The sequence below is a fragment of the Pseudomonas sp. PSPC2-3 genome, assembly GCF_049898265.1.
Taxonomy (GTDB): Bacteria; Pseudomonadota; Gammaproteobacteria; order Pseudomonadales; family Pseudomonadaceae; genus Aquipseudomonas; species Aquipseudomonas veronii.
Genome location: NZ_JAFCXJ010000012.1, coordinates 166,217 through 188,409, shown reverse-complemented (window position 1 = coordinate 188,409; position 22,193 = coordinate 166,217). Strand labels below are relative to the sequence as shown.

Annotated in this window: 18 protein-coding genes and 2 tRNA genes; 4 read left to right on the top strand and 16 right to left on the bottom strand. The window is 61.7% G+C overall.

What is annotated here, in order from left to right:
* Positions 1 to 52: 52 nt before the first annotated feature.
* The 6 genes from rplI to rnr all read right to left on the bottom strand — a co-directional run bounded on the left by rplI (position 53) and on the right by rnr (position 5,766).
* Complete coding sequence (rplI, locus tag ACP7E3_RS26650; protein ID WP_010563337.1) at positions 53 to 499, bottom strand: 50S ribosomal protein L9; 447 nt, start codon at positions 497 to 499, stop codon at positions 53 to 55.
* Between the two features lie 18 nt (positions 500 to 517).
* A complete protein-coding gene (locus ACP7E3_RS26645; protein WP_026140381.1) occupies positions 518 to 1,411 on the bottom strand; it encodes a hypothetical protein in 894 nt (297 codons plus the stop codon).
* 36 nt (positions 1,412 to 1,447) lie between these two features.
* Positions 1,448 to 1,678, bottom strand: coding sequence for a 30S ribosomal protein S18 (gene rpsR, locus ACP7E3_RS26640; protein WP_002551829.1), 231 nt, complete (start codon positions 1,676 to 1,678; stop codon positions 1,448 to 1,450).
* Positions 1,679 to 1,706: 28 nt separating this feature from the next.
* A complete protein-coding gene (rpsF, locus tag ACP7E3_RS26635) occupies positions 1,707 to 2,129 on the bottom strand; it encodes a 30S ribosomal protein S6 (RefSeq protein ID WP_003217491.1) in 423 nt (140 codons plus the stop codon).
* A gap of 248 nt (positions 2,130 to 2,377) precedes the next feature.
* The gene (gene rlmB / locus ACP7E3_RS26630; protein WP_046384896.1) at positions 2,378 to 3,133 is read right to left on the bottom strand and encodes a 23S rRNA (guanosine(2251)-2'-O)-methyltransferase RlmB; all 756 of its coding nucleotides are present in this window, start codon (positions 3,131 to 3,133) and stop codon (positions 2,378 to 2,380) included.
* Entirely contained in the window at positions 3,130 to 5,766 is a 2,637-nt protein-coding gene (rnr, locus tag ACP7E3_RS26625) for a ribonuclease R (protein WP_017849747.1), read from the bottom strand. The genes rlmB and rnr overlap by 4 nt, the downstream gene beginning before the upstream one ends.
* A 224-nt stretch (positions 5,767 to 5,990) precedes the next feature.
* Between rnr and ACP7E3_RS26620 the strand changes: the two genes are divergently transcribed.
* The 4 genes from ACP7E3_RS26620 (at position 5,991) to ACP7E3_RS26605 (ending at position 9,075) form a co-directional block, all read left to right on the top strand.
* Positions 5,991 to 6,077: transfer RNA gene (locus ACP7E3_RS26620), tRNA-Leu, on the top strand.
* Between the two features lie 176 nt (positions 6,078 to 6,253).
* Positions 6,254 to 6,340 (top strand) — tRNA-Leu (locus ACP7E3_RS26615).
* A gap of 144 nt (positions 6,341 to 6,484) precedes the next feature.
* Complete coding sequence (locus ACP7E3_RS26610) at positions 6,485 to 7,510, top strand: extracellular solute-binding protein (protein ID WP_169881370.1); 1,026 nt, start codon at positions 6,485 to 6,487, stop codon at positions 7,508 to 7,510.
* Positions 7,510 to 9,075: an ABC transporter permease gene (locus ACP7E3_RS26605; protein WP_126588422.1), complete on the top strand. Its 1,566-nt coding sequence runs from the start codon at positions 7,510 to 7,512 to the stop codon at positions 9,073 to 9,075. Before ACP7E3_RS26610 ends, ACP7E3_RS26605 begins: the two co-directional genes overlap by 1 nt.
* Before the next feature lie 108 nt (positions 9,076 to 9,183).
* Here the strand turns inward: ACP7E3_RS26605 and ACP7E3_RS26600 are convergent, their stop codons facing one another.
* The 10 genes from ACP7E3_RS26600 to ACP7E3_RS26555 all read right to left on the bottom strand — a co-directional run bounded on the left by ACP7E3_RS26600 (position 9,184) and on the right by ACP7E3_RS26555 (position 22,182).
* Positions 9,184 to 11,118: a methyl-accepting chemotaxis protein gene (locus ACP7E3_RS26600; RefSeq protein ID WP_057003675.1), complete on the bottom strand. Its 1,935-nt coding sequence runs from the start codon at positions 11,116 to 11,118 to the stop codon at positions 9,184 to 9,186.
* Between the two features lie 139 nt (positions 11,119 to 11,257).
* Positions 11,258 to 12,547, bottom strand: a complete 1,290-nt coding sequence (locus ACP7E3_RS26595; RefSeq protein WP_017849751.1) for an adenylosuccinate synthase — start codon at positions 12,545 to 12,547, stop codon at positions 11,258 to 11,260.
* 54 nt (positions 12,548 to 12,601) lie between these two features.
* Positions 12,602 to 13,789: an ATP phosphoribosyltransferase regulatory subunit gene (locus ACP7E3_RS26590; protein WP_017849752.1), complete on the bottom strand. Its 1,188-nt coding sequence runs from the start codon at positions 13,787 to 13,789 to the stop codon at positions 12,602 to 12,604.
* Between the two features lie 280 nt (positions 13,790 to 14,069).
* The gene (gene hflC / locus ACP7E3_RS26585; RefSeq protein WP_046384902.1) at positions 14,070 to 14,936 is read right to left on the bottom strand and encodes a protease modulator HflC; all 867 of its coding nucleotides are present in this window, start codon (positions 14,934 to 14,936) and stop codon (positions 14,070 to 14,072) included.
* Positions 14,936 to 16,111 carry an FtsH protease activity modulator HflK gene (hflK, locus tag ACP7E3_RS26580; protein WP_017849754.1) on the bottom strand — a complete coding sequence of 392 codons (1,176 nt, stop codon included), beginning with the start codon at positions 16,109 to 16,111 and terminating at the stop codon, positions 14,936 to 14,938. Before hflK ends, hflC begins: the two co-directional genes overlap by 1 nt.
* A gap of 96 nt (positions 16,112 to 16,207) precedes the next feature.
* Complete coding sequence (hflX, locus tag ACP7E3_RS26575; protein WP_046384903.1) at positions 16,208 to 17,509, bottom strand: ribosome rescue GTPase HflX; 1,302 nt, start codon at positions 17,507 to 17,509, stop codon at positions 16,208 to 16,210.
* 12 nt (positions 17,510 to 17,521) lie between these two features.
* The gene (hfq, locus tag ACP7E3_RS26570) at positions 17,522 to 17,782 is read right to left on the bottom strand and encodes an RNA chaperone Hfq (RefSeq protein WP_017849756.1); all 261 of its coding nucleotides are present in this window, start codon (positions 17,780 to 17,782) and stop codon (positions 17,522 to 17,524) included.
* A gap of 94 nt (positions 17,783 to 17,876) precedes the next feature.
* Positions 17,877 to 18,848, bottom strand: coding sequence for a tRNA (adenosine(37)-N6)-dimethylallyltransferase MiaA (gene miaA / locus ACP7E3_RS26565; RefSeq protein ID WP_017849757.1), 972 nt, complete (start codon positions 18,846 to 18,848; stop codon positions 17,877 to 17,879).
* Entirely contained in the window at positions 18,848 to 20,761 is a 1,914-nt protein-coding gene (mutL, locus tag ACP7E3_RS26560; protein WP_017849758.1) for a DNA mismatch repair endonuclease MutL, read from the bottom strand. Before mutL ends, miaA begins: the two co-directional genes overlap by 1 nt.
* Positions 20,761 to 22,182 (bottom strand): N-acetylmuramoyl-L-alanine amidase, encoded by a 1,422-nt coding sequence (locus ACP7E3_RS26555; protein ID WP_057003674.1) that lies wholly within the window; start codon positions 22,180 to 22,182, stop codon positions 20,761 to 20,763. The genes mutL and ACP7E3_RS26555 overlap by 1 nt, the downstream gene beginning before the upstream one ends.
* Positions 22,183 to 22,193: the final 11 nt, after the last annotated feature.

Here is a 22,193-nt window from a genome sequence, read left to right as displayed (position 1 = left end):
GTGCCCGATGTTAACCGCCTGGCACGCGAGGTGCCAGTCAGTTAGGTGCGACTTAAGCTGCTACCACGACAACGCGTACAGTGGCTTCAACTTCAGCGTGCAGGTGCACGGCTACGTCGAATTCACCTACGTTGCGGATGGTGCCGTTCGGCAGACGAACTTCGCTTTTCGCAACTTCAACGCCAGAGGCGGTCAGTGCGTCAGCGATGTCGTGGGTGCCGATCGAACCGAACAGCTTGCCTTCGTCACCGGCGGTGGCAGTGATAGTCACTTCCAGCTCAGCCAGTTGGGCAGCGCGAGTTTCGGCCGAAGCTTTTTTGTCTGCTGCTGCTTTTTCCAGCTCAGCACGACGCTCTTCAAACGCAGCCAGGTTGGCAGCGGTTGCAGCGGTGGCTTTGCCGTATGGCAGCAGGTAGTTACGACCGTAGCCGGCCTTAACGTTCACTTTGTCGCCCAGGTTGCCCAGGTTGGCGACTTTTTCCAGAAGGATCAGTTGCATGTGAAAATCCTCTAACTTTTAACCTTCACCGTTCGCGTTATCGGCGTCTTTCGGCGCCAGACGACCGCGAAAATCAATCAGGCCGTCGACAATGGCCAAAACCACGAGTAACGGATAGATCAGCTGCATGAACAGCATCAGCGTGACGTACAACCCCACCAGCCAGAACCTGGCCAGGCGCTTCTGCGCCACCAGCCCGTGAATCAGGGCCAGCCCGGAGAACACCAGCGGTACGCTGCAAAACAGCAATAACAAGGCCGCCTCTGGACCGAAGTTCGGTCCGACCACCATGCATGCCAGCAGCAACATCGCCGGGCCCGCGGGGATTCTGATACGGCGAAACTCGCGACCAAAACCACCCGGGTTGTACAACAACGCCTGCCAGTAACGCCCAAGCATCAGGCTCAGCACACTGACAATCTGCAACACCACCGCCATCAGGCCGATCAGGGCCGGTGCTATCAGCGCCGCAAGGCGCGCTCGCTCGTCTACCGACAATTGCTGGTAGAGCTCCCCGAGAGCCAGCGGCAGGACCTTGACGATCTCTTGCGCCAGCGCCTCGATTTGCGGGTGGAAAGCCGCGCCGAGCAACACTGAAAACACCAACCCCAATGCCACGCTGACCAGCAGCGTGCGGACCCAGGACTCACTTGCGCGTAAAACCAACGCAAGGCTCGACGACCCCAGCAGCACCATAAGCACTTTGGGTTCGCCCAATTGCAGCCACCAGATCAAGGCAGCCAGCAACCCCAGGGCCAGGACGCCAACGGCATCCTGCAAACCGCGCCGCAGAAGCACAAGGCATCCCGCGGCAGCACCCAACCAATACAACAACGGCAATGCTGCACATCCAGCCACTACCAGAGTGGCCTGCACGCGACCGCGCATGATGAACTCAGCTAAGGCGCGCATGCATTCAATCCCTTACTACTTGTCGACTGCCCGGTCTCAGCGGCCGTGGCTGTCGGTGTAGGCCAGCAGGGCCAGGAAGCGGGCGCGCTTGATAGCGGTGGCCAGCTGACGCTGATAACGTGCTTTGGTACCGGTGATACGGCTTGGAACGATTTTGCCGGTCTCGGATACGTAGGCTTTCAGAGTGTTGAGATCTTTGTAATCGATCTCTTTCACGTCTTCAGCGGTGAAGCGGCAGAATTTACGACGACGGAAGAAACGTGCCATTTGATAGGCTCCTTAAAAGGTCCGTGGATTACTCGTCAGCGTTATCGCTGTTGTCGCTGTCATCACTATCAGCGCTTTCAGCGCCTTCGTGCTCAGGACGGTCGCGACGCTCACGGCGCTCACTGCGGTTTTCTTCAGCCTTGAGCATCTCGGATTGGCCGGTAACGGCTTCTTCGCGACGGATGACCAGGTTACGGATCACAGCATCGTTGTAGCGGAAGTTGTCTTCCAGCTCGGCCAGGGCCTTGCCAGTGCATTCAACGTTCAGCATCACGTAGTGAGCCTTGTGAACATTGTTGATTGCGTAGGCCAGTTGACGACGGCCCCAATCTTCCAGACGGTGGATTTTGCCGCCGTCTTCTTCGATCAGCTTGGTGTAACGCTCTACCATGCCGCCGACTTGCTCGCTTTGATCCGGGTGGACCAAAAAGATGATTTCGTAATGACGCATGAATGCTCCTTACGGGTTGTAGCCTGCCGCTCAAAAACGGTCAGACAAGGAGTGAATGACACTTATGGATCTTGCCGCAGGGAGGCACATCGGTGCCTGCCAGGAAGGCAAGGGGCGCAATTGTAGAGAAGGGGGAGGAAGGGCGCAAGGTGATTGGTGATTATTTGAACAATCTTCCAGACACCACAAAACAAAAGTGGGAGAGGGCTTGCCCCCTCCCACATTTTGCATCTATGCCAGGCCCGACATTACTTCTTGGTCTTGGCCTTCGCACCGCGCTGGCGCTGGGCTTCGAACAGGCACACGCCGGTAGCGACCGACACGTTGAGACTGCTGACGCTGCCAGCCATCGGCAGATGAACCAGATAATCGCAATGCTCGCGAGTCAGGCGACGCATGCCCTTGCCTTCGGCGCCCATGATCAGGATGGTCGGGCCGGTGAGATCCTGGTCATAAATGCTGACCTCGGCCTCCCCCGCCGTGCCCACGACCCACAGGCCGCGCTGCTGGAGTTTCTCCAGGGTGCGCGCGAGGTTGGTCACGGCCACCAACGGAATCACTTCCGCCGCGCCGCATGCGACTTTACGCACAACTGGCGTCAACGTGGCCGACTTGTCCTTGGGCACGATCACCGCCAGCGCACCGGCAGCATCCGCAGAACGCAGGCAGGCGCCGAGGTTGTGCGGGTCGGTCACGCCGTCCAGCACCAGCAACAGCGGTGCGCCTTCGGTGCGGTCGAGCAGCTCGTCGAGCATCGCCTCGCCCCATACCTGGCTCGGGCTGACATCCGCGACGACGCCTTGGTGGACGCCTTCGACCCACACGTCCATTTCGCGACGCTCGGCCTGGCCGATCGCCACGCGGTTTTCGTTGGCCAGCTCGACCAGCGCCTGCACGCGCGGCTCGCTGCGACCTTCCGCCAGCCAAACCTGTTTGACGCGCTTAGGGTGATGACGCAGCAGTGCTTCTACGGCGTGGACGCCGTAGATTTTTTCCAGACTCATGACTTGGCCTTAGGTTTACGCGACCCGCCGCTTTTCGCGGGGGCCGAACCCGCTTTTGGCGGGCCTTTACGGTGTTTACTGGGCTTGCTCGACGGCTTTTCCGCCGTGTGGGGCTTTCCCCCAGACGCCGCTTTACCACCGCTTTTGGCTTCGTTGAGCAACTGCTGCTTCAACTCACGGCTTCTGCGCAGTTCGGCGTTTTTCGCCGCTGCGTCGCTTGGGCGGTAGGCCTCGGGAACCTTGTCCTTGGCCGCCGGACGACGACCGGCCTTGGCCGGCGCAGGCTCGGCAACCGCGGCTTTCGCAGGAGCGCCCTTGCCTTGGGTGGCCGGCGCGGCGGTTTCGCTGCCACGTTTTTTACGGCCGATCGGCGCGGCGATGGTTTTTTCGGCCATCTCGAAGTCGATCTTGCGTTCGTCCAGGTCGACGCGCATGACGCGCACTTCGACCGTGTCGCCCAGGCGGAAACTGCGACCGGTACGCTCGCCCGCCAGGCGGTGATGCACAGGATCGAAGTGGTAGTAGTCACCCGGCAAGGCGGTGACATGCACCAGGCCCTCGACGTAGATATCGGTCAGCTCGACAAACAGACCAAAGCCGGTCACGGCCGTGATCACGCCAGGGAACGACTCGCCCACGCGGTCCTTCATGAACTCGCACTTGAGCCAGTTCACGACGTCGCGGGTGGCTTCGTCGGCACGGCGCTCACTCATGGAGCACTGCTCGCCGAGCTGTTCCAGGGCCGCTTCGTCGTAAGGATAGATCCGCGCCTTCGGAATGGTCATGGCACCGGCGCGCTTGACGTGCGGGGTGTCCTGCTTGGAGTGGATCACGCTGCGGATCGCGCGGTGCGTGAGCAAGTCCGGGTAACGACGGATCGGCGAGGTGAAGTGGGTGTACGCCTCGTAATTCAGGCCGAAGTGGCCCTGATTGTCGGCGCTGTACACCGCCTGGCTCAGGGAACGCAGCATCACGGTCTGGATCAGGTGGAAATCCGGACGGTCCTTGATGCTGGCCAGCAGTGCCTGGTAATCCTTCGGCGACGGGCCGTCCTTGCCTTTATGCAGGGACAGGCCGAGCTCGCCGAGGAAGGCGCGCAGTTTTTCCAGACGCTCCGGCGGCGGGCCGTCGTGTACCCGGTACAGCGCAGGAATTTCGTGCTTCTTCAGGAATTCAGCGGTGGCCACGTTGGCCGCCAGCATGCATTCCTCGATCAGCTTGTGCGCGTCGTTGCGGGTGGTCGGGGTGATCTCGGCGATCTTGCGCTCGGAACCGAAGATGATCCGGGTTTCCTGGGTTTCAAAATCGATCGCGCCACGCACATGACGTGCGCCCAGCAGCACCTTGTAAAGCGCATACAGCTGCTTGAGATGCGGCACCACACCGGCGTATTCGGTACGCAGGGCCTTGGCTTCGCTGGTCTTCGGCGTTTCCAGGATGGTGCTGACCTTGTTGTAGGTCAGGCGCGCCTGAGAGTGGATCACCGCTTCGTAGAACTGGTAGTCGGTCATTTCGCCGGTTTTCGAGAGGGTCATCTCGCACACCATGGCCAAACGGTCGACTTTCGGGTTCAGCGAGCACAGGCCGTTGGACAGCTGCTCAGGCAGCATCGGGATCACGCGCTCAGGGAAATACACGGAGTTGCCGCGCACCTGGGCTTCGTTATCCAGCGCCGAACCGATCTTCACGTAGCTGGAGACGTCGGCAATCGCCACGTACAACTTCCAGCCGCCGGAGAACAGGCGCAACTTGCCAGGCTTGGCTTCGCAATACACCGCATCGTCGAAGTCGCGGGCGTCTTCGCCGTCGATGGTGACGAACGGCAGATGGCGCAGGTCGATGCGCTTTTCCTTGTCCTTCTCTTCGACTTCCGGCTTGAGCTTGGCGGCTTCCTTGAGCACGGCTTCGGGCCAGACGTGAGGAATATCGTAGGTGCGCAGCGCGACGTCGATTTCCATGCCCGGCGCCATGTAGTTGCCGACCACTTCGATGATATCGCCCTGAGGCTGGAAGCGCGGGGTCGGCCAGTGGGTGATTTTCACCTCCACGAACTGACCGACCTTGGCCGCGCCATTGCGGCCCGGGGTCACCAGCACTTCCTGCTGGACCTTCGGGTTGTCCGGAATGACGAAGCCGATGCCGCCTTCTTCGAAGTAACGCCCGACGATGGACTCATGGGCACGGGACACCACTTCGACGATCACGCCTTCACGGCGGCCGCGACGGTCCAGGCCCGACACGCGCGCCAGCGCACGGTCGCCATCGAACACCAGGCGCATTTGCGCCGGGCTCATGAACAGGTCGTCGCTGCCGTCATCCGGGATCAGGAAGCCGAAGCCATCACGGTGGCCGGCAATGCGACCCAGGATCAGGTCGAGCTTGTCCACGGGCGCATAGGTGCCACGGCGGGTGTAGATCAACTGAGCATCGCGCTCCATGGCACGCAGACGGCGGCGCAGGGCTTCGAGCTGGTCTTCGGTGGTCAGACCGAATTCTTCAACCAGCTGCTCGCGGCTAGCAGGCGAACCACGATCGGCGAGATGCGCCAGGATCAGTTCGCGGCTAGGAATAGGGTTTTCATATTTTTCCGCTTCACGAGCGGCCTCGGGATCGAGGGACTGCCAATCGGCCATTAGAGAGTTTTCACCTTGTCTATATGCGGGTTAGTTTGGCATACGCGTATTGAAACGGGAAATTTCAGGCGTCAACAAGCGTTTTAAAGCACTTTGTGACCCCCAACACGCACCTTGTACGACCATTGGCGAAATTTTCCAGGCTTTTTTCATGGCAGGGGTTTACAGTTCAAAAGCCACTCCGTATAGTGCGCGCCATCGACGACGGCAACGTTGAAGATACTGCCCAGATGGTGAAATTGGTAGACACGCCAGCTTCAGGTGCTGGTGACCGCAAGGTCGTGGAAGTTCGAGTCTTCTTCTGGGCACCAATTCAAAACTCGAGGTCAGCCTTGAGTTATCCAGAAACCCGCGAAAGCGGGTTTTTGCGTTACAGTCCTTTGATTCTTAACGAAAAACTGATTTATATTTTCGAATCAGGGGTTTACAGATCAAAAAGCGCTCCGTATAGTTCGCTCCATCAACAGCGGCAACGTTGCTTGATAATGCCCAGGTGGTGAAATTGGTAGACACGCCAGCTTCAGGTGCTGGTGATCGCAAGGTCGTGGAAGTTCGAGTCTTCTCCTGGGCACCAAATTCAGATCAAACCCGCGAAAGCGGGTTTTTTCGTTTCCGGGGTGTGAAAACCGCCCCATGGATTTCTCCTTCATCCGCACTTGAGAAGCTTTATCGTTTATCCTTGCAACGATTTGTTGCACTCAAGCGAGGAAACTTCCGGATGATGATCCGTGGCACCCATCTCAAGACATCCCTTCTGCGTGGCCTTAGCTTCACTCTGCTCGGCCTGACCCTGCTCTCGCCCACCGCCTATTGCGCCGACAAGGTTGCCCTGACCCTGTACAACGGCCAACACAAAGAAGTCGGCGATGAACTCGCCAAGGCCTTCGAAGCCAAGACCGGCATTCACGTCAACGTGCGCAAAGGCAGCAGCAACCAACTGGCCAGCCAGGTCGTCGAAGAAGGCGCGCGCTCCCCGGCCGATGTGATCTACACCGAAGAATCGCCGCCGTTGAACAAACTCGGCGAGCAAGGCCTGCTGGCGAAAATCGACGCCGGCACCCTTGAGGTATTGCCCAAGGATTACATCGGCAGCCAGGGCGACTGGATGGGCGTGACCGCACGCACCCGCGTCGTGGCCTTCAACCCGAAACTGATCGCCGAGAAAGACCTGCCCAAGTCGGTCCTGGATTTCGCCCGCCCCGAATGGCAAGGCAAGGTCGGCTTCGTGCCCACCAGCGGCGCGTTCCAGGAGCAAGCCGTGGCGATCATCAAGCTGCACGGTCGCGAAGCCGCCGAAGAATGGCTGACCGGCCTGCGCGCCTTCGGCAAGGTGTACAGCAACAATATGGTCGCCCTCAAAGCCGTGGAAAACGGCGAAATCGCCAGCGTGCTGGTGAACAACTACTACTGGTTTGCCCTGAAGAAGGAAAAAACCAACCTGGACTCGCAACTGCACTACTTCACCAACGGCGATGCCGGCGGCCTGATCACCGTGTCTTCCGCTGCCGCGCTGAAATCCAGCAAGCACCCGCAAGAAGCCCAGCAACTGCTGGCGTTCATGGTCAGCGAAGAAGGCCAGCGCGTAATCACCAACACCTCGGCCGAATACCCGCTGCGCAAGGGCATGGAGTCCAGTCGCGGCCTGAAGCCGTTCAGCGAGCTGCAACCGCCGAAAGTCACCCCCGCCGACCTGGGTAACGCGCAAGAAGCCCTGGACCTGGAACGTGACGTTGGCCTGAACTGATGAACCCATCGCTCCGCGCCCCCGCCCTGCGCGGGGGCTACAGCCCGCGACGCAAGCGCCCGTCGATCTGGCTGTTGCTGCCTGTGCTGCTCCTGGTGGGCTTGAGCCTGTTGCCGCTGGCGTATGTCGGGCTCAAGGCCTGGCAAGCGGGCTGGGCGGAGGCCGTGCATCTGCTGTGGCGCCCGTATGTGTTCGGGCTGCTGCGCAACACCCTGGCGCTGATGGTCGGGGTGACGCTGGCGTGCGGCGTGATCGGCCTATCTCTCGCCTGGCTGCTGGAGCGCAGCAACCTGCCGGGGCGCCGTCTCTGGGGCGTGATCCTGTGCCTGCCGTTTGCGGTGCCGGCGTTTGTCAGCAGCTTCACCTGGGTGTCGCTGAGCGCTAACTTCGAAGGGCTCGGCGGGGCGATCCTGGTGATGACCCTGTCGAAATACCCGCTGGTGTTTCTGCCGGTGGCGGCGACCCTGCGCAATCTCGACCCCTCCCTCGAAGAGTCCGCGCGCACCCTGGGGCTGAATCGCTGGGGCGTGTTCCGGCGCATCACCCTGCCCTTGCTGTGGCCGTCGCTGTTGGCCGGGGCATTGTTGATCGCGCTGCATATGCTGGTGGAATTCGGCGCGCTGTCGATCATCGGCCTGCAGACCTTTACTACGGCGATCTATCAGCAATTCGAACTGGAATTCAGCAACGCCAATGCAGCGATGCTGTCGGCGGTGTTGCTGGCAATGTGCCTGACACTGCTGTGGCTGGAACTGCGCGTGCGCGGCAAGGGCCGACATGTGCGGATCGGCCAGGGCGCGGCGCGGCATGCGGAACAGATCCGACTGGGCAAGTGGGCGCCATTGGGGCAGCTGTATTGCCTGGCGCTGGCGATCATCGGCAGCGGCATTCCGCTGGGGATGCTCGGCTATTGGCTGGCGGTGGGCTCGTCGGCCGCGTTCCCGGTGGCCGAGATTGGTGAGGCGCTGCTGTCCTCCCTGGCGCTGTCGCTGGGCGGTGCGGCACTGTGCCTGGCACTCGCGGTGCCGGTGGGGTTGCTGGTGGTGCGCTACAAAGGCCCGCTGGCGCTCTGGGCCGAGCGCCTGCCGTACTTGCTGCACGCCCTGCCCGGCCTGGTGATTGCGCTGACGCTGGTGTACTTCGCCTTGCACTACGTGCCGGCGCTGTACCAGACGTCGGCACTGCTGCTGATTGCCTATGCGCTGCTGTTTCTGCCGCTGGCCCAGGCGCCGATCCGGACAGCCTTGAACAAGGCGGCACCGCAGTTGGAAGAGGCGGCACGCACGCTGGGTGCGTCGTCGTTCAGTGCCTTTTGCCGAGTGACCCTGCCGATTATTTTCCCGGCTTTGGGGGCGGCATTCGCGCTGGTGTTTCTCGATGCGATGAAGGAATTGACCGCGACATTACTGCTCAGCCCGACCGGGCTGAATACCCTGGCGACGGCGGTGTGGGCGCACACCTCGAATATCGAATTCGCGGCGGCGGCGCCGTATGCGGCGTTGTTGATTCTGGTGTCGGGGTTGCCGGTTTATTTGCTCACGACGCGGATGTATCTGAGTCGCTGAAACCGCTATCGGGGGCAAGCCCCCTCCCACAGTTGACTGGGTTCCAGCTTTGGAATGCAGTCGAATGTGGGAGGGAGCTTGCTCCCGATAGCGACGGCACAGACCACACTAAGCCCGGAACTGCCCCAGGCTCGCCTTCAACTGCGCCGCCAAGCCATCCAGCACCTTGCCGCTGGCCGTGGTTTCCACCACAGCCTGTGCGGCACGCTCGGCCTGGGCATGGATCACCTCGACCCGCCCACGCACCGCATGCGCGCCCTGGGCCTGATGCTCGGCCGCACGAGTGGCCAGGCCAATCGCCGCATGCACCTGCTCCACCGAGGCCTGCACCGTCTGCTGCAAGCGCACACTGTCGCGCAGCACCAGCAAGCCTTCGTTGGCCTGGCGCCCGGCCTTGCCAATGGTTTCGACCGCCTCGCGCGCGCCCTGCTGCAACGCCACGATATGTGCCTGTATATCGCCGGTGGAGCTTTGGGTTTTACTCGCCAGCGCACGCACCTCGTCCGCCACCACCGCAAAGCCACGCCCGGTCTCACCGGCACGCGCCGCTTCGATGGCCGCGTTGAGCGCCAGCAGGTTGGTCTGCTCGGCGATGCCATGGATCACCGTCAATACCACTTCGATCTGCTCGCTTTGCGCGGCGAGGCGCTCGATGACCTTGGAACCGGCCTGCACCTGGCCCGCCAGCGCTTCGATCAAGCTGCCGACTTCAGCCGAAGTGCGTGAGTTTTCATCCGTGGCCTGGCGTATATCCACCACCTGCTGCAGCGCGGCCTGCATCGCATGGCTTTCGGCCTGCGCCTCATCCGCCATCTGCGACAGCGCGCGCAGGCTCTCGGCCACTTCGTCGCGCTGCAAACCGGCAGCCGCATCGGCGCCGGCATTGCGCAAGGTCATCGCGCCGATTTCCACACCGGTACGCTGCGCCACATCGCCGGCCTCGCGCACGATGGGCTGCAACTTATCCACAAAGCGATTGACCGCCGACGCCATGTCGCCGATCTCATCTTTGCTGTTGATCTGCACACGCTTGGTCAGGTCGCCCTCGCCCGCCGCCAGATCATCCATGGCCGCGATCAACAGTTTCAGGCGATTGACCACCCGCCGCCCGAGCACCACCGCGATCAACAGCAGCACACCGAAGCCGACCGCCGCGAGCCCCATGCCGATGCGCCAGCGCAAGGTGCCCGCCGCGTCCTGCACGGCATTGGTGGTGTTGGCGGTCATCTGGGTAGCGGTCGCCTGCGCCGACTGCAGCCTTGCGCCCATGGCGGCCGCGCTATCGGCCGCCGCACCTTTGAGGCTATCGCCCACCAACTGATCGCCGCTGGCGATCAGTGTCGCAAAGCGCTTATCCAGCGCCTGCAGGTTGGCTTCCACCGATGCGGTCGAGACCCCCATGCGAACCTTACCGATCTCGACACCGTTGGGGCTGATGGACGCTTCGACGTAGTACACGGAAGGGTCCGCCTTGGCGGCGTCCAGCACTTTATCCAGGGCGCGGTCGCCCTTGCCCTTTTCCAGCAGCGCCTGGTTGATCGGGTTTTCCCGGTTCAGATAGCGGGTCAGATGCTCACCGGCGGCGTCGTCGTAAACCACGAACAACACGTTGGGATTGCGCTGGGCCCGTCGGGCGAACTCCGACAGCGTCGGCACATCGTTGTCCCACATGGCGCGAGGCGCCACGGAGGCCAGCAGTTGCGCCATGTCGTTAGCGGAGTCCTGCAGGTCTTTTTCCAGGGTCGCACGCAGTTGCTTCTGCTCTTCCTGCAGGCGCGTGGAAAGCCCGACGGTCAGACGCTGACGGGTACTGCTGGACAAGCTGTCCAGGCTGGATGTGACTTCCTTGCCGGCCTGGGCCAATTCGCCGGACAGTTTCTGACTGTCGACCCCGAGGCGATTGCCCAAATCAGCTTCCAGCGCCGTGACTGTGCTCCGAGTAAGAGCGACCGCCACCAGCACTTGCACCAAAAGAGCGATACCTAGGGTAACGAACACCGGCCGCAACAGACGACTTTGTAACAATGAGAGAACGGCAGACATCGGGAATCCCTCCACCACGGGTGCCATTAATTTGATAGCACCGCGAAAGAAGGAAACACAGCAAGGGTCGTGCCGCTTGGCGAACTTAAACGACAAAGGGCTCCCTGAGGAGCCCTTTGCGTTTTACATCAACAGCTTATTAAGCGAACGGGTGACGCAGAACGATGGTCTCGTTGCGGTCCGGGCCCGTCGAAATAATGTCGATCGGTGCGCCGATCAGCTCTTCAACGCGCTTGATGTACGCACGAGCGTTGGCGGGCAGCTCTTCCAGGGTCTTGGCACCCACGGTCGATTCGACCCAGCCCGGTACTTCTTCGTACACCGGCTGCAGACCCACGTAGCTGTCTGCGTCAGTCGGGGCAACGACCTTACCTTCTGCATCTTTGTAGCCGACACAGATGTTGATGGTTTCCAGACCGTCGAGCACGTCCAGCTTGGTCAGGCAGATACCCGAGATGCTGTTAACATCGATAGCGCGACGCAGGATAACGGCATCGAACCAGCCACAACGACGAGCACGGCCAGTAGTCGCGCCAAACTCGTGACCTTGTTTAGCCAGGTGCGCGCCCACTTCGTCGAACAGTTCAGTCGGGAATGGACCCGAACCGACCCGCGTGGTGTAAGCCTTGGTGATGCCCAGGATGTAGTCCAGGAACATCGGGCCAACACCCGAACCGGTAGCGACGCCGCCAGCGGTGGTGTTAGAGCTGGTCACGTAGGGGTAGGTACCGTGGTCGATGTCCAGCAACGAACCTTGGGCGCCCTCGAACATGATGTCTTTGCCAGCGCGACGCAGGTCGTGCAGCTCGGCCGTCACGTCCAGCATCAGCGGTTTGAGCAGCTCAGCGTATTCCTTGCATTCGGCCAGGGTCTTGTCGAATTCGATGGCTGGCTCTTTGTAGTAACCCACCAGCATGAAGTTGTGGTAATCCACCAGTTCACGCAGTTTGTCTTCAAAGCGCGGCATGTTGAGCAGGTCGCCAACACGCAGGCCACGACGCGCAACCTTGTCTTCGTAGGCTGGGCCGATACCGCGACCGGTAGTACCGATCTTCAGCTCGCCACGGGCCTTTTCACGGGCCTGGTCCAGCGCGACGTGGAAGGACAGGATCAGCGGGCAGGCCGGGCTGATACGCAGGCGCTCGCGCACCGGTACGCCTTTCTCTTCCAGCTTGGTGATTTCCCGCATCAGGGCGTCGGGTGCAACCACCACGCCGTTGCCGATCAGGCACTGCACGCCTTCGCGCAGGACGCCCGACGGGATCAGGTGCAAGACGGTTTTTTCGCCATCGATGACCAGGGTGTGGCCAGCGTTGTGGCCACCTTGGTAGCGCACTACGGCGGCAGCATGTTCGGTCAGCAGATCAACGATCTTGCCTTTGCCCTCATCACCCCATTGGGTGCCCAGGACTACGACATTCTTACCCATAACACTTGTCCTCATTCGCGCAAACTTGGTGCCGGCGATGGCCGGCAGGAAAACTCAAGAAGCCAGTGGCGATACTTGCCAAAGCCCGTTCTGCAGAATCAATTGCCGGTCGCAGTCCGCTTCACGGGCGGCGGCCAATGGCTGCCCAGGCAACGCCTGGACGACACGCTGACCCTCACCGCGCAACTGACAAACCTGCTGCCAGAGTGCTGCGTCCGTACTGTCGGGCATCCAGATGCCACCAGACGGCAGCTCGACCTCAGCACGCCCCAGGGTCACCAGGGTTTTCAAATCGGTGGAAAAGCCGGTGGCCGGACGCGCACGACCGAAGTCGGCGCCGATATCGTCATAACGACCGCCCTGGGCGATGGCCTGGCCAACACCCGGCACAAACACAGCGAACACCACACCGGTGTGGTAGTGGTAGCCGCGCAACTCGCCCAGGTCGAAATACAGCGGCAGTTGCGGGAACCTCGCCGACAACTGCGCGGCAATCGCCAGCACGTCATCCAGTGCCGCCAATACTGGCGCCGGCGCATTGGCCAGGCGCTCACGGGCAGCGTCCAGGACTTCGCGGCCGCCGCACAGGTTCACCAGCGCACGCAGCATGTCAGCCAGTTCGGCCGGCACGCCTTCGGTCAAGGCGACGACTTCATCGATTGCCTTGCGCTGCAGGGCATCGAACAACTGTTGCTCCACTTCACCGGACAAACCGGCCGCACGCGCCAGGCCACGGTAGATACCGACGTGGCCCAGATCCATGTGGACATCCGGCACGTCAGCCAGTTGCAGCATGGCCAGCATCAGGCTGATGACTTCCACGTCGCTGCTCGGGCTGGCATCGCCATACAACTCGGCGCCCAACTGGATCGGGCTGCGCGACGACGACAACGCCCGCGGTTTTGCATGCAGCACGCTGCCGGCATAGCACAGGCGGCTCGGGCCTTCGCGACGCAGGGTGTGTGCATCAATGCGCGCCACTTGCGGCGTGATGTCGGCACGGAACCCCATTTGCCGGCCCGATTGCGGGTCAATGACCTTGAACGTGCGCAGATCGAGGTCCTGGCCCGCGCCGGTCAGCAGGGATTCCAGGTACTCGATATGCGGGGTCACGACAAACTCGTAACCCCAGCTCTGGAACAGATCCAACACCTGGCGACGCGCTACTTCAATGCGCGCAGCTTCTGGTGGCAGTACTTCTTCGATGCCATCTGGCAGCAGCCAGCGGTCTACCGTTGCCATTACGCCATTCCCCTATGATCCGGGCGGCCAGCCCTCGGCCGAGCCTTGAGTGAAGCAGAAAATGCCCGCCCCCGGCATAAACCACGCGCAAGAGCGACGTGACGAACGGCCTGCAAACGGCCTCGTCGGGCACTTTCCTCGAAAAACCTGTCGCGCCTGCCGAATCAAACATGCAGACGCAAAAAAGCCGGGAATTTCCCGGCTGCCGCATCATACACCCGTTTTCTCAAAGGATCACCCCGCCAGGCGTTTTAGCCGCCCGACGGGAGTGAACAATGAGTTACTTGGACTTTTCCAGGTAGCGGAAGAAGTCGCTGCTCGGGTCCAGCACCATGACGTCGGTTTTGTTCGCAAAGCTTTCACGGTAGGCACGCAGGCTACGGTAGAACGCGTAGAACTCCTGGTCCTGGCCGTAGGCTTTGGCGTAGATCGACGCGGCTTGCGCATCACCGTCACCACGCGCCTCTTCAGACTCGCGATAGGCCTCGGCCAGCAGTACGCGACGCTGACGGTCGGCATCCGCACGGATACCCTCGGCCAGTTCGTTACCTTTGGCGCGGTGCTCACGCGCTTCACGCTCACGCTCGGTGCTCATGCGCTCGAACACGCTGCGGTTCACTTCCTTCGGCAGATCGATGGCCTTGACCCGGACATCGACAACTTCGATCCCCAGCTCTTTTTCCGCCATCGTATTCAGCGAACGGGTGATATCCGCCATCAGCGCATCACGTTCACCGGACACCACCTCGTGCAGGGTGCGTTTACCGAACTGGTCACGCAGGCCCGATTCCAGACGACGCGACAAACGCTCGTCGGCAATCTGCTTGAGACCGGAGGTCGCGGTGTAGAAGCGCTCGGCATCCTTGACGCGCCACTTGGCGTAGGCGTCAACCATCACGGCTTTCTTTTCCAGGGTCAGGAAACGCTGTGTCGGTGCATCCAGGGTCATCAGGCGCGCGTCGAACTTGCGCACCTGGTTGACGTAGGGGACTTTCACATGCAGGCCCGGCTGGACGTCTGCCTGGACCACGCGACCGAATTGCAGCAGCACCGCACGCTCGGTCTGAGCGACGATGTAGAAGCAGTTCCAGGCAGCGATGACCACGACGACGCCCACAATCAGGGCGGTCAGCGATTTATTGTTCATCAACGACTCTCCCTGGTACGTGTTTGCTGTTGCAGCAGGTCAGCAGCCGCACGGGCGCTCGCTTCGTTGGCAGCGGCATTCGAACCGGTGGCCGGTGCGCTGGCGCCACTACGTCCACCTTCGATCATCTTGTCCAACGGCAGGTACAGCAGGTTGTTCTGCCCACCCTTGCCGCCGGTCACGAGAACCTTGCTGGTATTGCTGAAGACTTCCTGCATGGTGTCCAGGTACAGACGTTCACGCGTGACTTCCGGTGCCTTGCGGTACTCGGCGACCAGCTTGGTAAAGCGATCCGCCTCACCCTTGGCGCGGGAGACCACTTCATCGCGGTAACCGTTGGCATCTTCAAGGATGCGCTGGGCCTGACCACGGGCTTCCGGCACGACGCCGTTGGCGTAGGTTTCAGCCTGGTTGCGCGAACGCTGCTCGTCTTCACGGGCGCGGATCACGTCATCGAAGGCTTCCTGCACTTCACGCGGTGCCGCTGCGCTCTGTATGTTGACCTGGGTGACGGTGATACCGGTGCGATAGGTGTCGAGGAACCGTTGCAGGCGCTCCTTGATCTCGCTGGCCATCAATTCACGACCCTCGGTGAGCACCTGATCCATCGCGGTGGAACCCACCACGTGGCGCAGGGCGCTCTCAGTCGCCTGCTGCAGACTGATCTCAGGTTGATCGACGTTCAGCACGAAGTCCTGCAGGTTGCTGATCTTGTACTGCACGGTCAGCGGCACTTCGACGATGTTCTCGTCTTCGGTCAGCATCTGGCCCTGCTTGGTGTAGGCACGCTCACGCGTGACGTTCTCCATGTACTTCTTGTCGATCGGCGGGAAGTAGATGTTCAGGCCCGGGCCGACAGTCTCGTAGTATTTGCCGAAGCGCAGCACCACGGCTTGCTCCTGCTCGTCCACCACGTAGACCGCGCTGTACAGCCACACGGCCGCGAGCACGACAAGCCCAAGGCCCAGCAGGCCATAGCCGCCGCCCTTGCTTGTGCGACCGCCATCGTCACCACCGCGTTTTTTTCCACCACCGAACAACCCATTCAGGCTTTCCTGCAGCTTTCGGAAGGCCTCGTCGAGATCCGGCGGCCCCTTGCGGTCGCCATTATTGCGGCGCTTACCACCCCAAGGATCCTGATTATTCGAGTTGCCACCCGGCTCATTCCAAGCCATAGCGCTCTCCATCTGATAAAGCAAAGACGCACCCACGGCGCGCCGACCAATGCTACAGAATGCCTGCTACTGCGGCACAACCGCTTTCTCAGGCTTTTATTGCAAAGTGTGTTGCTCGATGAACTCTGTCGGTACAACGCCTTCGCGACTGACCAGCCGATTCAGCTCCGAGCGCGGCAATCGAACGGCCAGCAAGCTGACGCCATCTTCATCGTGTTCTTCTTTCTGTACCGCGCCCAGCTCGAAAAACTGTGCACGCAGTCGAGCAAAACGCTGAGGCAAGCGCAAGGTGCCGACGAACAAATCGTTGCCGAGCAACTCGGCAATCGCTTGCTCGAGCAAGTCCAGGCCCCGGCCATCACGCGCCGACAGCCAGACCCGCTGGGGCTTGCCGTCCTCGTCGCGCTGAATTTGTGGCTCAACGCCTTCAAGCAAATCGAGTTTGTTATAGACCTCGAGGATGGGCAAGTCCTGGGCACCAATCTCGCCCAGCACCACCATCACCTGTTCAATCTGCAACATGCGATCCGGCTCGGCCGCATCGATCACGTGCAACAGCAGGTCGGAGTTGCTCGACTCTTCGAGCGTAGACCGAAACGCCTCGACCAGCTTGTGCGGCAAGTGCCGAATGAAGCCCACGGTGTCGGCCAGCACGATCGGCCCCAGGTCGGCCAGTTCCAGGCGACGCAGGGTCGGGTCGAGGGTCGCGAACAGTTGGTCGGCCGCGTACACGTCCGACTTGGTCAAGTTGTTGAACAGCGTGGACTTGCCGGCGTTGGTGTAACCCACCAGGGAAACGGTCGGGATATCCGCACGGCTGCGGCCACGTCGCGATTGTTCGCGCTGGCTGCGGACTTTTTCCAGCCGGCCCTTGATCTGACGCAGGCGAACCCGCAACAGTCGCCGGTCGGTTTCCAGCTGGGTCTCGCCCGGGCCACGCATGCCGATACCGCCACCCTGACGCTCAAGGTGAGTCCAGCCGCGCACCAGCCGGGTGCTCATGTGGTCAAGCTGGGCCAGTTCAACCTGGAGCTTGCCCTCATGGGTACGCGCGCGTTGGGCGAAAATATCGAGAATCAGGCCGGTACGGTCGATCACGCGACACTCGAAAACACGTTCGAGGTTACGCTCCTGACTGGGCGTGAGGATGTGATTGAAGATCACCAGATCGGCCTGTTCGGCATGGACCAGGTCGCGCAGTTCCTCGACCTTGCCGCTGCCAATCAGGTATTTGGCGGTTGGCCGATGACGCGGCACGTTAAAAAACGCAACGGTCTCGGCGCCGGCCGAATTAGCCAACTCCTGAAACTCCTGCGGATCTTCGCGCGCCTCAGGGTCCTGTCCATCCAAGTGAACGAGGATCACTCGCTCACCACCACCGTGGCGCTCAAAGAACAAAGGAGACTCCTATCAGGCGTTACCTGGCTCAGCGTCACCCTGTTCGCCATCAGTCGCGCTAGGCAGACGGATTGGACGGACGGGAACGACTGTCGAGATAGCGTGCTTGTAAACCATTTGGCTGACGGTGTTTTTCAGCAGGATAACGAACTGGTCGAACGATTCGATCGTACCTTGCAGTTTGATACCGTTGACCAGGTAGATGGAAACCCCCACTTTCTCTTTACGTAAAGTATTCAAGTAAGGGTCTTGTAGCGAATGCCCTTTTGACATGTGCCGCACTCCTTTAAGGATCAATAATAAAAAATCGGAAAATAAATAGCTTATGGCCGTCACACCCCCAAGGATAGACGGCAATTGCAAGGACTCAGCTCAATATGGAGACCGTTCCCAAGTATTTCAAGGCGCGTGACAGATTGTCGCTGTCCAGGCTGTCCAGCCAGTGCAAATCGCTCCAGCTGCGCAGCCAGGTGAACTGGCGCTTCGCCAATTGGCGCGTGGCAATGATGCCGCGCTCCTGCATTTCGGCTGACGTCAGCTTGCCATCCAGATGATCCCAGACTTGGCGATAGCCTACAGCACGTATCGAAGGCAACCCCGGATGCAGGTCACCTCTTGAACGCAGTGCTACGACCTCCTCCACGAACCCCTGTTCCAACATAATTGTGAATCTTTGTGCAATTCGTTCATGCAGCACCTGGCGATTTGCCGGAGCAATCGCCAGATTCGCCACAGTATAGGGCAATTGTGACCGCCCCGATGCGCCTGCGTCAGCACTTTGCGCAGATTGTCGCTGCCGATGCTCGGTCATGGTCTGACCACTTACCCGCCAGACTTCCAGAGCTCGACTGAGGCGCTGCGGATCGTTGGGGTGGATGCGCGCGGCGGACACCGGATCGACCGCCGCCAGTTGCTCGTGCAGGGCTTGCCAGCCAAGGCGCGCCGCTTCTTCTTCAAGCTCGGCGCGCACCTGGGCGTCGGCCGGCGGCATATCCGCCAGGCCTTCCTGCAAAGCCTTGTAGTAGAGCATCGTGCCGCCCACCAGCAGCGGGATGTTGCCGCGCGCGGTGATATCGGCCATGGCCGCCAGGGCATCGCTGCGGAAATCCGCCGCCGAATAGCTCATCGCAGGGTCGATGATGTCGATCAAGCGGTGCGGATACTGCGCCAGCAACTCCTTCGAAGGCTTGGCCGTGCCGATGTCCATACCGCGATAAACCAGGGCCGAGTCGACGCTGATCAGCTCGCAGGGCAGCACTTTGCTCAGCTCGATAGCCAGGTCGGTCTTGCCGGCGGCCGTGGGGCCCATCAGGAAGATCGCGGGGGGCAAGGCACTCATCAGCGGCCGCGCAAGAACAGTTTGTCCAGATCGTCCAGGCCCATTTGGGTCCAGGTCGGTCGGCCATGGTTGCATTGTCCGCTGCGCTCGGTGTTTTCCATGTCGCGCAGCAGGCCGTTCATTTCCGGCAAGGCCAGGCGGCGATTGGCGCGGATCGCGCCGTGGCAGGCCATGGTGCCGAGCAGCTCGTTGATGTGCGCCTGGATACGGTCACTGGTGCCGTATTCCATCAGGTCCGCCAAGACGTCGGCCACCAACCGGTTGGCCTCGGCTTGCTTGAGCAGCGCGGGAATCTGGCGGATCGCCAGCGTTTCCGGGCCCAGGCGTTGCAGTTCAAAACCGAGTTTCTGGAACACGCTGGCGTGCTCTTCGGCACAATCGGCTTCGCGCTGGCTGACCGCCAGGGATTCCGGCACCAACAGCGGCTGACCGCTCAGGCCTTCGCTGGCCATGGCAATTTTCAGACGCTCGTACATGATCCGTTCGTGGGCCGCGTGCATGTCCACCAGCACCAGGCCGTGGGCGTTTTCCGCGAGGATGTAGATACCCTTGAGCTGCGCCAATGCATAGCCCAGTGGCGGAATATCCCCGCCACCTTCGGGCAACGCGACCGCGCTCGGCTCGGCGCCCGGCAGCGGCGCAAAGAATTCACGATAGGCCGCCTGGGCCTCGGCCGCCGGCACCGCCGATTGCGGACGCGGGGTGTATTGATACTGATAGCCCGCCCCCGAACCCGAACCTGGCGCCGTGTAGCTCGGCTGGGGTTGCGGCGACTGCAGCAGGTTGCCCGCCAGACTCATTTCGCCCTGCGGGCCGAACTCGCCGGCTTGCGGGCCGCTCGGACGAACCACCGCCGTCACGATCGGCGCGGACAGTTGGTCATCCGGGCGCACATCGCCCAGCGCGCGGTGCAAGGTGCCGTAGAGGAAGTCATGCACCATGCGCCCGTCCCGGAAGCGCACTTCATGCTTGGTCGGGTGTACGTTGACGTCGACCACCGATGGGTCGACCTCGAAAAACAGCACAAACGTCGGGTGCCGCCCATTGAACAGCACGTCGCGATACGCCTGGCGCACCGCGTGGGCCACCAGCTTGTCGCGCACCGCCCGGCCGTTCACAAAGAAATACTGCAAGTCCGCCTGGCTGCGAGAGAACGTCGGCAGCCCCACCCAACCCCATAGGCGCAGGCCATTGCGTTCGATTTCAATCGGCAGCGCCTGCTCCAGGAACCCCGCGCCGCAGACCGCCGCCACCCGCCGAGCGCGCGCGGCGTCGTCGTTGGCTTCGTGCAGGCTGAGGATGGTCTTGCCGTTGTGGCGCAGGTGGAATGCCACGTCGAAGCGCGCCAGGGCCAGGCGCTTGATGACTTCCTGCAGGTGATCGAATTCGGTTTTCTCGGCCTTGAGGAATTTGCGCCGCGCCGGGGTGTTGAAGAACAGGTCACGCACTTCCACCGAAGTGCCCACCGGATGCGCAGCCGGCTGGACCCGAGGCGCCATGTCGCGGCCTTCGGTTTCCACTTGCCAGGCCTGGTCGGCGCTGCGCGTGCGGGAGGTCAGGGTCAGGCGCGCCACGGAACTGATCGAGGCCAGTGCCTCACCGCGAAAGCCCAGGCTCATCACCCGCTCAAGGTCTTCCAGGTCGCGAATCTTGCTGGTGGCGTGCCGCGCCAGGGCCAGCGGCAGGTCATCGGAGGAGATGCCGCTGCCGTCGTCACGCACCCGCAGCAGCTTGACGCCGCCTTGCTCCACGTCGACATCGATGCGCTTGGCGCCGGAGTCGATGCTGTTTTCCAGCAACTCCTTGATCACCGACGCCGGCCGCTCGACCACCTCGCCCGCCGCAATCTGGTTGGCAAGGCGCGGGCTGAGCAGTTCGATGCGCGAGCCGCTGTTGAGGATCGATTCGCTCATTACTGTGCCGCCAATTCAGTGCCGGGGATGGTCAACACCTGGCCGACTTTCAGCTCATCGGTTTTCAGGTTATTGGCACTGCGCAACGTCGCAGGCGACACCTGGAAACGCACCGCCAGCATCGCCAGGGTGTCGCCCGGCTGGACGCGATGGTCACGCGGGCCCTGGGCGATTTTCCCGGAGTCGCGCAGCCAGGCGATATACGTGCCCGGCGGCGGGTTCTGCTGGAAGAACTGGCGCACGCCGGCGCTGATGGAACGCGCCAATGCCTGCTGGTGGCTGGCGCTGGCCAGTTTCGAGGCTTCGTTGGAGTTGGAGATAAACCCGGTTTCCACCAGGATCGACGGGATGTCCGGCGACTTCAACACCATGAACCCGGCCTGCTCCACGCGTTGTTTGTGCAGCGATGTCACACGGCCAATGTTGCTCAGGACTTTCTGCCCGACGTTCAAGCTGGAGGTCAGCGAGGCGGTCATCGACAGGTCGAGCAGTACACCGGCGAGCATCTTGTCTTTGTCGTCGAGGGACACGTTGCCGGCCCCGCCGATCAAGTCGGAACGGTTTTCACTGTCGGCCAGCCAGCGGGCCGTCTCGGACGTGGCGCCGCGATCCGACAGGGCAAACACCGAGGCGCCGAAGGCGGCGGCCGACGGCGCGGCGTCGGCGTGGATCGAGACGAACAAGTCGGCGCCCTTCTTGCGCGCAATTTCGGTGCGGCCACGCAACGGGATGAAGTAGTCGCCGGTACGGGTCAGCTCGGCGCGATAGCCTTTCATACCGCTGACCTGGCGCTGCAATTCACGGGCGATGGCCAACACCACGTCTTTTTCATGCTGGCCACGCGAACCGGAAGCGCCCGGGTCTTCACCGCCGTGACCGGCGTCGATCACCACGATGATGTCGCGTTTACCCGCTGGCGCCGGCGGCGGCGGTGGCAACTTGACCTGCGGTTGCGACGGGTTGACCGGCACGGCCGGAACGGTCGCCACGCTCGGCGTCGGCGCGGGCGGCGGTGCGGCATCGGCGGCGTTGTCGAACAGGTCGACTACCAGGCGGTTGCCGTATTGGGCGTTGGGCGCCAGGGAGAAACTTTTCGGGGTCACGGCCTTTTTCAGGTCGATGACCACGCGCAGATCGGTCGGCGTGCGCTGGGCCGAACGCATGCTGGTAATCGGCGTGTTGGCAGTGGAGATTTTCAGCGGCGCGGCCAGGGTCGCACCGTTGATGTCGATCACCAGGCGATCAGGCGCCGTCAGGGTAAAGACGCTGTGCTGGACCGGGCCAGACAGGTCGAACACCAGTCGCGTGTTATCCGGCGCTCGCCACAGGCGAACACTCTTCACCTGTGAAGCAGCCAGAGCATTGACAGTCATTGCCGCAAGCAACACCCCTACGACAGCAACCAACGCGCGAAAGCGCATACCTAACCCCA

Excerpts from the sequence above, each read along its gene's own strand:
- rplI (WP_010563337.1), bottom strand. The coding sequence starts at position 499 with ATGCAACTGATCCTTCTGGAAAAAGTCGCCAACCTGGGCAACCTGGGC.
- ACP7E3_RS26645 (WP_026140381.1), bottom strand. The coding sequence starts at position 1,411 with ATGCGCGCCTTAGCTGAGTTCATCATGCGCGGTCGCGTGCAGGCCACT.
- rpsR (WP_002551829.1), bottom strand. The coding sequence starts at position 1,678 with ATGGCACGTTTCTTCCGTCGTCGTAAATTCTGCCGCTTCACCGCTGAA.
- rpsF (WP_003217491.1), bottom strand. The coding sequence starts at position 2,129 with ATGCGTCATTACGAAATCATCTTTTTGGTCCACCCGGATCAAAGCGAG.
- rlmB (WP_046384896.1), bottom strand. The coding sequence starts at position 3,133 with ATGAGTCTGGAAAAAATCTACGGCGTCCACGCCGTAGAAGCACTGCTG.
- rnr (WP_017849747.1), bottom strand. The coding sequence starts at position 5,766 with ATGGCCGATTGGCAGTCCCTCGATCCCGAGGCCGCTCGTGAAGCGGAA.
- ACP7E3_RS26610 (WP_169881370.1), top strand. The coding sequence starts at position 6,485 with ATGATGATCCGTGGCACCCATCTCAAGACATCCCTTCTGCGTGGCCTT.
- ACP7E3_RS26605 (WP_126588422.1), top strand. The coding sequence starts at position 7,510 with ATGAACCCATCGCTCCGCGCCCCCGCCCTGCGCGGGGGCTACAGCCCG.
- ACP7E3_RS26600 (WP_057003675.1), bottom strand. The coding sequence starts at position 11,118 with ATGTCTGCCGTTCTCTCATTGTTACAAAGTCGTCTGTTGCGGCCGGTG.
- ACP7E3_RS26595 (WP_017849751.1), bottom strand. The coding sequence starts at position 12,547 with ATGGGTAAGAATGTCGTAGTCCTGGGCACCCAATGGGGTGATGAGGGC.
- ACP7E3_RS26590 (WP_017849752.1), bottom strand. The coding sequence starts at position 13,789 with ATGGCAACGGTAGACCGCTGGCTGCTGCCAGATGGCATCGAAGAAGTA.
- hflC (WP_046384902.1), bottom strand. The coding sequence starts at position 14,936 with ATGAACAATAAATCGCTGACCGCCCTGATTGTGGGCGTCGTCGTGGTC.
- hflK (WP_017849754.1), bottom strand. The coding sequence starts at position 16,111 with ATGGCTTGGAATGAGCCGGGTGGCAACTCGAATAATCAGGATCCTTGG.
- hfq (WP_017849756.1), bottom strand. The coding sequence starts at position 17,782 with ATGTCAAAAGGGCATTCGCTACAAGACCCTTACTTGAATACTTTACGT.
- miaA (WP_017849757.1), bottom strand. The coding sequence starts at position 18,848 with ATGAGTGCCTTGCCCCCCGCGATCTTCCTGATGGGCCCCACGGCCGCC.
- mutL (WP_017849758.1), bottom strand. The coding sequence starts at position 20,761 with ATGAGCGAATCGATCCTCAACAGCGGCTCGCGCATCGAACTGCTCAGC.
- ACP7E3_RS26555 (WP_057003674.1), bottom strand. The coding sequence starts at position 22,182 with ATGCGCTTTCGCGCGTTGGTTGCTGTCGTAGGGGTGTTGCTTGCGGCA.